Source organism: Gordonia jinhuaensis (genome assembly GCF_014639795.1).
Taxonomy (GTDB): domain Bacteria; phylum Actinomycetota; class Actinomycetes; order Mycobacteriales; family Mycobacteriaceae; genus Gordonia_B; species Gordonia_B jinhuaensis.
This window is the reverse complement of sequence record NZ_BMGC01000009.1, coordinates 97,140-108,750: the sequence shown is the minus strand read 5'-3', so window position 1 is coordinate 108,750 and position 11,611 is coordinate 97,140. Positions and strand designations below refer to the sequence as shown.

General features: G+C 67.2%; 9 protein-coding genes. 1 reads left to right on the top strand and 8 read right to left on the bottom strand.

All coding sequences use genetic code 11. The features are described 5' to 3' along the window. Positions 1-9: 9 nt before the first annotated feature. Complete coding sequence (locus IEW22_RS08660; RefSeq protein WP_188586254.1) at positions 10-1,533, bottom strand: carboxyl transferase domain-containing protein; 1,524 nt, start codon at positions 1,531-1,533, stop codon at positions 10-12. Positions 1,534-1,899: 366 nt separating this feature from the next. Here IEW22_RS08660 and IEW22_RS08655 point away from each other — a divergent pair, with 366 nt between their 5' ends. Then, positions 1,900-5,601, top strand: coding sequence for an indolepyruvate ferredoxin oxidoreductase family protein (locus IEW22_RS08655; RefSeq protein WP_188586212.1), 3,702 nt, complete (start codon positions 1,900-1,902; stop codon positions 5,599-5,601). Between the two features lie 120 nt (positions 5,602-5,721). Here the strand turns inward: IEW22_RS08655 and IEW22_RS08650 are convergent, their stop codons facing one another. The 7 genes from IEW22_RS08650 to sucD form a co-directional block, all read right to left on the bottom strand. Then, positions 5,722-6,396 carry an MspA family porin gene (locus IEW22_RS08650; RefSeq protein WP_188586211.1) on the bottom strand — a complete coding sequence of 225 codons (675 nt, stop codon included), beginning with the start codon at positions 6,394-6,396 and terminating at the stop codon, positions 5,722-5,724. 61 nt (positions 6,397-6,457) lie between these two features. Next, entirely contained in the window at positions 6,458-7,180 is a 723-nt protein-coding gene (locus IEW22_RS08645; RefSeq protein WP_188586210.1) for an MspA family porin, read from the bottom strand. 287 nt (positions 7,181-7,467) lie between these two features. Next, on the bottom strand, positions 7,468-8,169 hold the full coding sequence (locus IEW22_RS08640; protein WP_188586209.1) for a TetR/AcrR family transcriptional regulator: 702 nt from the start codon (positions 8,167-8,169) through the stop codon (positions 7,468-7,470). Positions 8,170-8,257: 88 nt separating this feature from the next. Next, positions 8,258-9,226 carry a nucleoside hydrolase gene (locus IEW22_RS08635; RefSeq protein WP_188586208.1) on the bottom strand — a complete coding sequence of 323 codons (969 nt, stop codon included), beginning with the start codon at positions 9,224-9,226 and terminating at the stop codon, positions 8,258-8,260. Positions 9,227-9,286: 60 nt separating this feature from the next. Continuing rightward, complete coding sequence (locus IEW22_RS08630; protein ID WP_188586207.1) at positions 9,287-9,781, bottom strand: RDD family protein; 495 nt, start codon at positions 9,779-9,781, stop codon at positions 9,287-9,289. Beyond that, positions 9,778-10,563, bottom strand: coding sequence for a hypothetical protein (locus tag IEW22_RS08625; protein WP_188586206.1), 786 nt, complete (start codon positions 10,561-10,563; stop codon positions 9,778-9,780). The genes IEW22_RS08630 and IEW22_RS08625 overlap by 4 nt, the downstream gene beginning before the upstream one ends. A 134-nt stretch (positions 10,564-10,697) precedes the next feature. Next, on the bottom strand, positions 10,698-11,600 hold the full coding sequence (gene sucD / locus IEW22_RS08620; protein WP_188586205.1) for a succinate--CoA ligase subunit alpha: 903 nt from the start codon (positions 11,598-11,600) through the stop codon (positions 10,698-10,700). Positions 11,601-11,611: the final 11 nt, after the last annotated feature.

Here is an 11,611-nt window from a genome sequence, read left to right as displayed (position 1 = left end):
TCGTCACCCTCACATCCGGAAGACGCCGTAGCGCTGATCGGCCAGCGGCGCGTATCGACACGTCTCGAGTGCGAGACCGAGAACCGTGCGCGTGTCGGCGGGATCGATGATCCCGTCGTCCCACAGTCGCGCGGTGGAATAGTAGGCGTCGGATTGACGCTCGAACTGCTCGCGGATCGGCGCCTTGAACTCTTCCTGCTCCTGCTCCGAGAAGACCTTTCCGGCACGTTCGATCTGAGCGCGCCGCACCGTGGCCAGTGTGTCGGCGGCCTGCGGACCACCCATGACCGAGATCCGGGCATTGGGCCAGCTCCACAGGAATCGTGGCGAATACGCGCGCCCGCACATCGAATAGTTTCCGGCGCCGAACGATCCGCCGATCATCACCGTCAGCTTCGGAACCCGCGCGCAGGCAACGGCGTTGACCATCTTCGCGCCGTTCTTCGCGATGCCGCCCTCTTCGTAGGCGCGTCCCACCATGAAGCCGGTGATGTTCTGCAAGAAGACCAGCGGAATACGTCGCTGATCGCACAGCTCGATGAAATGTGCTCCCTTGAGGGCGGATTCGCTGAACAGCACACCGTTGTTGGCCACGATCCCCACCGGGTGCCCGCAGATGTGGGCGAAGGCGGTGACCAGGGTGGTCCCGTAGTTCTGCTTGAACTCCCGATACCGGCCGCCGTCGACGAGGATCTCGATCACACCGCGCACGTCGTAGGGTGTGCGCGTGTCGGTGGGCACCACGTCGTAGAGGTCGGTCTGGGCATGCAGAGGCGGCACCACCGGCGAGCGCTCCCACTGTGCGGCCTCGCGGGGGCCCAATGTCGCGACGATGTCCCGGACTGCGGCCAGCGCCTGCTCGTCGTTGTCCACCAGGTGATCGGTGACACCGGAAACCGCGGAGTGCATCGCTCCGCCACCGAGATCCTCGCCCGACACATCCTCGCCGGTGGCAGCCTTCACCAACGGCGGACCGGCCAGAAAGATCGTGCCCTGATCGCGCACGATCACGTTCTCGTCGGTCATCGCGGGCACATACGCACCGCCGGCCGTGGAGGATCCGAGCACCGCGGAGATCTGCGGGATACCGGCCGCACTCATCGTGGCCTGGTTGTAGAAGATGCGACCGAAATGTTCGCGATCGGGGAAGACCTCGTCCTGGGCGAGGAGCATCGCGCCGCCGGAATCCACCAGATAGATGCACGGCAACCGGTTGGCGGCGGCGACCTCCTGTGCACGCAGATGCTTCTTGACCGTCATCGGGTAGTAGGTACCGCCGGAGACCGTGGCGTCATTGGCCACGATCATCACCTCGCGACCGGCGACCCGGCCCACCCCGGTGACGATGCCAGCGCTGGGCGCCTTGCCGTCGTACATGCCGTAGGCGGCCAGCGGCGCGATCTCCAGGAATGGCGATCCCACGTCGAGCAGCCCGTCCACCCGGTCGCGCGGGAGGAGTTTTCCGCGCTCGAGGTGTCGTGCCCTGGCACGCTCCCCACCGCCGCGGGCCACCTGGGCGAGGCGTGCTCGCAGCGTGGTGACCGCGGCGACGTGAGCATCACGGCCAACGGCTTCATCAACCCTGCCGTCATCAACCCTGCCGTCATCAGCCCCGACCGATTCTGTGGCCGGTCCGGCGTGCGTGGAGGTGCTGGTCACACCGCGCCTTTCAGTTAGTGTCGATTAACTGAATCTGACTGTAGCGCAGCATGCCTCTTGATGTAACCCAAATCTCTCATCTTCATTTGAGTGCCGCAGGCCACGTGCACTCGTACTGTGGAAGGCGGGAATCCACCACCTCGGATTCCCGCAGGAGCCGGACCACCCATATCCGCGCTGCACCCGCCGAGGTCACTCGAGACCGCCCGAGGGTGCCGACACGACAGGCCAGGTGTACCCATGACCCTCGCCGGCGAAGCGGCCGACAGCACTTCCAACAACCAGCCCGCACTTAACCGACCCACACCCAACCGACTCACACCCAACCGACCCACACCAGGGACGCAACCGCATGAACGGCTCATCGACCCCGGCGACGTCGCCCTCACCGACCGCTACCTGCGCGAATCGGGTCCGGTGTTCCTCGGCGGTATCCCGGCACTGGTGCGCATGATCGCCGACCGGGTGCGCGTCGACCGACGGGCCGGTGCGCACACCGTGTCGTTTGTCTCCGGTTACGAGGGATCACCGCTGGCCGGCTTCGATCTCGAACTGATCCGCAATCGCACACTTCTGGAACCGTTCGACATCGTGCACCGGCCCGGACTCAACGAGGAACTCGCGGCCACCTCGGTGATGGGCTCACAGCTCGCCGCCACGATCGGCGCCCTCGACGCCACCGCCGACGGGCGGACACGCACCGGCGTCGTCGGCTACTGGTACGGCAAGGCACCCGGCCTCGACCGCGCCAGCGACGCATTGCGCCACGCCAACATCATCGGCACCCATCCCGACGGCGGGGCGGTGGCGCTGGTGGGTGATGACCCCGGCGCCAAGAGTTCGACAGTCCCGTGCACCTCCGAGATGGCACTGGCCGACCTGTACATGCCGACCCTCGCACCGGCCGACTCCCAGGACATCCTCGACCTCGGCGTCCACGCGGCGATGATGAGCCGGGTCAGCGGGGTGTGGACGGCGATGAAGATCTCCGCACACGTCGCCGACGGCGCATCGGTCGCCCTGGTGGATCCCGACCGCGTGGTCCCGGCGCTCGGCGAGCTCGGGCGCAGCCCACATGTGCCCAGCGGCCGGCTTCTCGGCGCCGATCTGATGGAACTCGAGCAGAATCAGCTCACCATCCGCATCCCCCGTGCGCTGGCCTATGCACGCGCCAACCGGATCAACCGCATCACTGTGTCCAGCGGCGACGACCGGATCGGGATCGTCGCCGCGGGTAAGACCTACCTCGACGTGCGCAACGCTCTGCACCTGATGGGACTCGACGACTCCGAACTGAACCGGCTCGGGATCCGGCTGCTCAAACTCGGCATGGTCTACCCGCTGGATGCAGAAGTGGTGCACCGCTTCATCACTCACACCGCCTCCGGGGGACTCGACGAGGTGATCGTGGTGGAGGAGAAGCGCGACTTCATCGAGACCATGATGCGCGACATGCTCTACCGCCACCCGGCGGCGCCACGCATCGTCGGCAAATGCAACGAGGACGGCTCCACGCTCTTCTCGCGCTTCGGTGAACTCGACGTCGACTCCGTGACATTGCACCTGGCTCAGCGTCTGGCAGCCGTCCACCGGGTGGCACCGGCGCAGGCGTGGCTCGACGAGCACACGGCACGGGGTACCGGTACCCGCATCGACCTACCCCTGGCCGTGCGCACCCCGTACTTCTGTTCGGGGTGTCCGCACAACAGCTCGACCAAGGCCTCCCCCGGCACCCTCGTCGGCGGCGGGATCGGTTGTCATGCCATGGTTCTGCTGATGGATCCGGCGCAGGTCGGCGACGTGGCCGGGGTCACCCAGATGGGCGGCGAGGGCGCGCAGTGGCTGGGGATGGCTCCGTTTGTCACCGCCGACCACTTCGTGCAGAACATCGGCGACGGCACCTTCACCCACTCCGGTTCACTGGCGCTGCGCGCAGCGGTCGCCGCCGGGGAGAACATCACGTACAAACTCCTCTACAACCAGACCGTCGCGATGACCGGCGGGCAGGATCCGGTGGGTGAGCTCGGGCTGGCGAGGCTCACCCGGCTGCTCATCGCCGAAGGCGTTGCACGCGTGGTGATCACCTCCGACGATCCGCGTCGAACGGCCAAGGCCGATCTCGCGGCGGGCGTCAGCGTGCGCGACCGAAGCGACCTGGCTGCGGTGACCGAAGAACTCGCGGCCACGCCCGGGGTGACCGTGCTCATCCACGACCAGCAATGTGCTGCGCAGAAGCGCCGTGGCCGCAAGCGCGGGCGGATCGCGCCCCCGACCCAGCGAGTGATGATCAACGAACGCATCTGCGAGGGCTGCGGGGACTGCGGAAAGAAGTCGAACTGCCTGTCGGTGCAGCCTGTCTCGACAGAGTTCGGCCGCAAGACCCGGATCGACCAGAGTTCCTGCAACGTCGACCTCTCCTGTCTGGAGGGTGATTGCCCCTCATTCGTCACCGTGGTCAGCGGGCAGCGCACACCTCGCCGCGCCGCGCCGATCGCTGCGGAATCCACCGCCGAACCGACACCCACCCGCACGGTCACTCCGACGCGGGACTTCACCATGCGCATCGCCGGGATCGGCGGCACGGGTGTGGTCACGGTGTCCCAGGTGCTCGCGACCGCGGCCTTCCTCGACGGTCGGTCGGCGCGCACGGTCGACATGACCGGGCTGGCACAGAAGGGCGGTGCGGTGATCAGCGACCTGAAGATCTCGGCCTTCGAGTCCGCCTGCGGAGGCGACGGCCGCCCGCCCGAGCGTGCCGCCAAGGCGGCCTCTGACACCTGCGACGTGTACCTGGCCTGCGATGCGCTGGTAGGTACCGACCCGGCCACCCTGCGGGTCACCGCGGCCGATCGCACCGTGGCGGTGGTGTCGACAACCCAGATCCCCACCGGGGCGATGGTCATCGACACCGCGGTCGGATTCCCCGCCTCGCACGCGATCCACGATGCGATCGACGCACGCGTCGCGCGGACGGCATATCTCGATGCCGGGTCGCTGAGCACGACGCTGTTCGGCGACGAGCAGTTCGCCAACATGCTGATGGTGGGTGCGGCGTATCAGACGGGCGCACTGCCGATCTCGGCGGCTGCCGTCGAGCGTTCGGTGGAGCTCAATGCGGTCGCGGTCGACACCAACATCCAAGCGTTCCGGCGAGGACGGCAGCTGGTCGCCGATCCGGACGCCGTCGCACGCGCCATGCGACCGCACCCCGCCACCGGCACCGGCTCGCCCAGCAACTCGGTCGCCCCGGTCGGCAGCGTGGACAGGCCCTCCCCGAGCGCGGCGGCACGGTCTGCTGCCGCGGCTGTGGGTTTGGACTCCGAACTCACCCGGACGGTCGCGGTGCGGGTCGAGGAGCTGACCGCCTATGCCGACAGCCGTTATGCCGGTGAGTATCTGAGCGTCCTCGGCGAGCTCGCGCACGTCGGCGGCAGCGCCGAGCTCGTCGATGCGGTCGCGCGCAACCTCTACAAGCTGATGGCGTACAAGGACGAATACGAGGTGGCCAGGCTCACCGCCGATGCCGCGTTCGCCGCACAGATCGCCGGGGACTTCGGCGAGGACGCGACGGTGTCGGTCCGCCTGCATCCGCCCCTGCTACGGGCGATGGGCCGCAAGGACAAGATGAGCTTCGGTCCGCGGACCGCGCCGGTACTCGCGGCGCTCGCCCGATGCAAGAGGCTGCGCGGAAAACGATTCGACCCGTTCGGGCGCACCGAGATCCGGCGCACCGAACGTGCACTGGTCGCCGAGTACCGGGAGCTCGTGGACGCGATATGTGCCGCACTCGCCGCGCGACGGTTCGACGACGCGATGTTGCCGGCGGTGGTGGAATTGGCCGCACTTCCCGACATGATCCGCGGATACGAGCAGGTCAAGCTGGACAACGTCGCCCGTTACCACGACGAATTGTCCCGCCGCCGTGACGAACTGGAGATCTGAGGGCCTCTCCGCATCGCCGGCCACAGACCGCACAGGACACAGAACCGCCCTGCGACTCCCGAGATGGGTTGTCGCAGGGCGGCTTTCCTGTGAGAGGTCAGGAAGTCTCAGGCGGACGTATCAGCCGATGCTGAAGGGCTTACCCCAGACGGTCACGACCTGGTCGGTGCTGCTCGTCGACACCTTGATGGTGGCGAACGAACGAGCCTGCGCGTATCCGGCGCATCCGTTGATCTGGATGGTCGAGTTGATGTAGGTGAACGACCCCTCACCACCGGAGAAGGAGAACTTCGACGCGTGGGAGTCGGCACCGAAGGCGTCGGCGGACTCCACATCGGTGAGGTAGTAGCTGTAGACCTGACCGGGGCCGAGCGAGATCGACGTCGTCGAGGTGGGCTTGAGGGTGATGTCACCGCTCGAGGTCGGCGTGGCAGCGTCGGCGCCGCTCTCGCCTGCCGAGAGCAGGTTCACCTGGCAGCCGACCAGATAACCGGCCTGGATCTTGCCCTTCGCCTTCTTGTCGGAGACCTTCACCTGGTATTTACCCGACACCGTGGCGTTGCGCAGCAGCGGTGTGGAGCTCATGCCGGGGCTGAGGGTGGCGGTCTCGCCGGAACGGGTCACCGTGACCTTGGTGCCGTCGGAGAGAGTCTGCACGTCGGTCTGACCGGGCAGCTTGACAAAGGTGTCGGCGCTGGCGGCCCCCTGTGACAGGAGCCCGATTCCGGCGGTGGCCACGGCCACGGCGCCGGCCATCCGGACGCCGCGGCGCGCGGAGTTGCTGGAGAGCTTCATTGCGATGAGTCCTCGTATCTTGTGGGTCAAGCGATCTCGTGGAGAGCGGAAAGGGGGAAGGTCAGCCGATCGAGAACGGCTTGCCCAGCAGGGTCATCTTGACGTGGTCGTTGCCGGTGGTCTCCACGACCGCGAACGAGCGGGCCTGGGCGTATCCGCCGCAACCCTGCACCGCGATCTGGGTGCGATCCCAGTTGATGTGGTACGTGCCGGCTTTGGTGATGTCCTTGGCATCGAGCAGCGCAAAGGTCACGTTGCCCGGGGTGAGCGGGATGCTCAAGGTGCCGGTGAGTGACGGCGTGGCCGAGATGCCCAGCGCACCACCGGCGGAGAGGCTGGAGATGTTGACCTGGCAGCCCACGATGTAGCCCACCGACAGCGTGGCAGCAGCACCGTCGGTCGAGACGCCACCCGACCCGGGCACCGTCGCGAACTGCGGAAAGGTGTTACCGGTGCTGTTGGGTCCCGAGGCGGCACCGGAGGTGTCTCCGGCCGGTCCGTTGGCCGGCCCCGAGGGTGAGGCCTTGAGCTTCGGCGCCTTCAACGTCACGTCGCCGCTCACCCACGCCACGCGCCCGGCACCGTTGGCCGCCAGCGACGGCGAGACCTGCACATGCTCGTTCGTGCGGGTCAGCGTGAGGCCGGCACCCGACTGCTGACCGTCGGGCAGTTTGACGAACGTGTCGGCGGCAGCGGTTCCGTAGGTCGAGAACGCGATCGCAACCGCGCCCGAGACCATCGTCGCCCCCACCAGAGCACGCCTCATCGAGACGTTCACACTCATGAATTCCCCTTGTACATCGTGCGCCGGCGAACCTTCGCGGGCAGCTCGTCTGGTCGCCTGGAAATCGGCGAACGGGCGAATCGTCCACGTCGCAGCGGAACATCAGGGAAACAATTCACGACACCGTCGTGAAAGTAGAAAGTATGAAAAGCGCTGCGCGACAACGCTTTACTAATTTTACCGATGGATGACGATATATTCTCGGCCGGAATTGCACTGCCCTGGCGCCTCACCGGTACCCGATTCGCAGTCGCTGCGACCTGCGCCGCACCGGTCGCACCGACCGCTCAGAGCTGCAGTGCGGCACTCGCCATCTCGATGAGCAGCTCACGCGCTCGGGCGTTGTCGATGTTCGGCAGGCGTGGCGACGAGTTGAGCAAGCCGAAGGCCGCCTGCACCCGGAACCCCGCTTCGGATCGCGCGAGCTGTGGTGCGTACCGCAGGAGGACGTCGGTCCACAGTTCCACATACCGGCGCTGCAACGACCGGACCGTCTTGCTCGCATCCGGCGACAGCGACGACAGGTCACGATCCTGGACGCGGATCAGATCAGGTTCTCCGAGCGCGAAATCCGTGTGGAATCCGATCAGGCCGGCGAGCGCGGCACCAGGGTCGCGGTTGGCCTCCACCACGGCGGTCCCGCCCTCGAGGAGCCGCGCGGAGATGTCCACGAGCATCGCGGCGAGAATGTCGAGCTTGCCGTGGAAGTGCCGATACATCGCCGGGCCGCTCACACCGGCCTCCGCACCGATGTCCTCCAGGCGAACGCCGGAGAACCCGCGTTCGGCCATCAGCCGCGCCGCCGCCTCGAGCAGCTCACGCCGGCGTTCCGCTTTGGCGAGGTCGCGCCTGGTGGGCGGCCGGGTACCAGAGGCACCGGGGTCAGAGATGCCAGCGCGGTCAGACGAGACCGCTGGGTCGGCAAGTGCTGGGTCGGCAAGCGCTGGGTCGGCAGGCGCTGGTTCTGCGGGGCTGGGATCGTCGGACATCGTCTTGACGACGTTACTCCAGCACGTTCGTCTCACCCGAGCGCCGTGGTGGTCCCCCATCCGGCCGACGATGCGGGCGCCGAAGCCCTCAGACCGAGAGAATCGCCTCACGTAGTCGAGGGGCGAACGGTTCGGCGATCTCGAGCACCACGCGGTGGCGTGCACCCTCGGGGGCGGGATAGCCGCGGTAGCGACCTCTCATATCGCAGATCGTCCGTCCGCGACCGGGGCCGTCGGTGACGTCCACCCGGATCCCGACCGTCGGCGCGCACACCGTGTCGATGTCACCCGCGGCGATCGCCGCGGCCAGCGGATCATGCAACGCCACACAGGGTTCGCCGAAGATCGGAGTGTAGAAGGACATGTAGGTGTCGAGCATCGCCGAGATGGCCTGAGCGGCCGGCCGGCCCGATTGCGTCAGCGCCTGCTGGTCATCGAGGGAGAACCGGTGCGCCATGGTGACGTCGAGGCCGACCATCGTCACTGTCCAGGGGGCTGTGAACACGGCGTCGGCCGCCTCGGGATCGTGCCAGATGTTGGCCTCGGCCACCGGAGTCACGTTGCCCGGCGCACAGGCCGCCCCGCCCATCACCACCACGTCGGCGACGAGTTGCGGCAGCTCCGGTTCGCGCTCGAGTGCGATGGCGAGGTTGGTGAACGGACCCACCGCGAGCACGGTGAGCCGTCCCGGATGGGTATGGGCCAGCTCGATCACCATGTCGGCCGCATCGCCTGCGACCGCCTCGGCCGAGGCCGCCGGCAGCTCGATGTCGCCGATCCCGTTGTCGCCGTGCACCTCCGGCGAGCCGCCGTCGAATGCGCCGACCATCGGATCGTGTGCGCCGACGGCCACCGGGATGTCAGCGCGGCCGGCGACACCGAGGAAGTCGAGGGTGTTGCGGGCGGCGGCCGCGGCCGAACAGTTGCCGCTCACAGTCCCGATACCCACGAGATCGACCTTCGGCGAGGCCAGCAGATATGCCAGCGCCATCGCGTCGTCGATACCGAGATCGGTGTCGTAGTAGATGGGTGTGATGGCCTCGGTCGACGTGCTCATGATGGTCGATTGTAAGCGGGCACAGCATGATCCATCGGGTGACCAGACCGCAGACCCCGGTCAGCCGTGCGCCGCACCGTTGCCGGGGGGCGGCGCGAGAGCACTCGCCGACACCCCCGGCTCACGCGTATAGACCACGCGGGTGCGCAACGCGATGTCCTGGACGGAACGGCGTCCGGCGTCGACCCCCGACCACAGCAGCCCCACGCCGAAGAACGTGCAGAAGACCGCCCGCAGCAGCGCGCGCCGCCAGCCGATCCGTCGGCCGCGCACGTCGACCACCTCCAGTCCCATCAGCGCCGCACCCGGTGTGCGTCCGGAGATGGTCCAGCTCGACGCCAGGTAGACGACGATCACCACCACGGTGGCGGTGCCGGAGAAGATCAGCGACAACGACGGCATGTGATAGTGGCGCGGGGCGTAGGTGAACGACGCGAGCATCAGGCCGAGGTAGGCGACACCGAGCACGATCAGCACGATCACCAGATCGATCACGGAGGCAGCACATCTGGTGACCACACCGGCCACCCGAAGGCGAACCGTCGCGGTGCTCATCGCCGATCACCTCCCTCGCGCTTCGACGAATCGGCACGTGTGGATCGGGCCGCCCCATCACTCGCCGGCCGCTGCACCTCGATCGTCGGGGCCTCGATCTCCTTGCGGCGCAGCAGTCTCGACATCACCCGCGCCACTGTGTCGTCGGCCTGTTCACCCTGAACCCGCACATCGGCCACCACCTCGGTGGTGACACCCATGGTCGACTCGCGGATGATGCGCGGCAGGTCGACATCGTCGATGACCATCGATGCCAGCCCCACGAGGTCGACACGGTCGATGATCGCGTCGACATCCACGCGTGCGGCGACGGCGTTCACGTCGATGAGGCGCGCCACGCCGTCGAGGTCGATCTGGCGGGCAACGGAGTTGACGTCCACGCGGTCGCGGATGATGGCGTCGAAATCGAGCCGGTCGATGATGCGGTCGAGATCGATGGCGTCGGCGATCGCGTCGAGGTCGACATTCTCCTTCACCAGCGAGGTGAGGTCGAGGGTGGCGACGATGTCGGCGACCACCCGCGCGACGAGGATCTTGACGACGACAATCGCCACCGGCAACTCGAGGAACAACGTCCGTTCGCCGGTACGGGCGAGGACATCGCCGACTCGGCGGATATGACGACCGACGAATGGCAGTCGTGCGGCGAGCCGGGCACCGGCCACCCCCGTCACCGCGACCACCTCGGCGCCCAGCACCGCGCCTCGAACCATCAGTGACGCCGCACCGACAGGCACCGTGACCAGCCGCGTCGAGGGCGCCACAGTCACCACTTCGTTCACATCGGCATCCTAGACGCGAAACGCCGGATCCCTCTCGGGGGATCCGGCGTTCACGCATGCTGTGCGGGGCGTCGACGGTGCCCGGCGATCACGACGCGCCCGATCACGGCGAGCGACCCAGCGGGTCGATCGGGTCAGAGAGCCTTGTAGAGCTCGCGGGCGAGGACTGCGGTCTCACTCGGCGTCTTGCCGACCTTGACACCGGCGGCCTCGAGCGCTTCCTTCTTCGCCTGGGCAGTGCCCGAGCTACCCGACACGATCGCGCCGGCGTGGCCCATGGTCTTGCCCTCGGGGGCGGTGAAGCCCGCGACGTACCCGACGACCGGCTTGGAGACGTTGGCCTTGATGTAGGCCGCGGCGCGCTCTTCGGCGTCGCCGCCGATCTCGCCGATCATCACGATGACCTTGGTCTCGGGATCCTTCTCGAAGGCCTCGATCGCATCGATGTGCGTGGTGCCGATGACCGGGTCGCCGCCGATGCCGATGGCGGTCGAGAAGCCGAGGTCGCGCAGCTCGTACATCATCTGGTAGGTCAGCGTGCCCGACTTCGAGACGAGGCCGATCGGGCCCTTGCCGGTGATGTTCGCCGGGGTGATGCCCACCAGCGACTCCTCGGGCGTGATGATGCCCGGACAGTTCGGGCCGATCATGCGGGTCTTGTTGCCGTGATCGACGTTGTAGGCCCACGCATAGGCGGTGTCCTGCACCGGGATGCCCTCGGTGATGACCACCAGCAGCGGGATCTCCGCGTCGATCGCCTCGATGATGGCGTCCTTGGAGAACTTCGGCGGCACGAAGGCGATCGACGTGTCGGCGCCGGTCTTCTCCATCGCCTCGGCGACGGTGCCGAACACCGGCAGCTCGATGTCGTTGCCGTCTTTGTCCTTGTGGGTGACGGTGGTTCCGGCCTTGCGTGCGTTCACGCCGCCGACCACGTTGGTGCCCGCCTTGAGCATCAGCGCGGTGTGCTTGGTGCCCTCACCGCCGGTGATGCCCTGGACGATGACCTTGTTGTCTTTGTTCAGAAAGATTGACATGTGACGTGGCC

Excerpts from the sequence above, each read along its gene's own strand:
- IEW22_RS08655 (WP_188586212.1), top strand. The coding sequence starts at position 1,900 with ATGACCCTCGCCGGCGAAGCGGCCGACAGCACTTCCAACAACCAGCCC.
- IEW22_RS08650 (WP_188586211.1), bottom strand. The coding sequence starts at position 6,396 with ATGAAGCTCTCCAGCAACTCCGCGCGCCGCGGCGTCCGGATGGCCGGC.
- IEW22_RS08645 (WP_188586210.1), bottom strand. The coding sequence starts at position 7,180 with ATGAGTGTGAACGTCTCGATGAGGCGTGCTCTGGTGGGGGCGACGATG.
- IEW22_RS08640 (WP_188586209.1), bottom strand. The coding sequence starts at position 8,169 with ATGTCCGACGATCCCAGCCCCGCAGAACCAGCGCCTGCCGACCCAGCG.
- IEW22_RS08635 (WP_188586208.1), bottom strand. The coding sequence starts at position 9,226 with ATGAGCACGTCGACCGAGGCCATCACACCCATCTACTACGACACCGAT.
- IEW22_RS08630 (WP_188586207.1), bottom strand. The coding sequence starts at position 9,781 with ATGAGCACCGCGACGGTTCGCCTTCGGGTGGCCGGTGTGGTCACCAGA.
- sucD (WP_188586205.1), bottom strand. The coding sequence starts at position 11,600 with ATGTCAATCTTTCTGAACAAAGACAACAAGGTCATCGTCCAGGGCATC.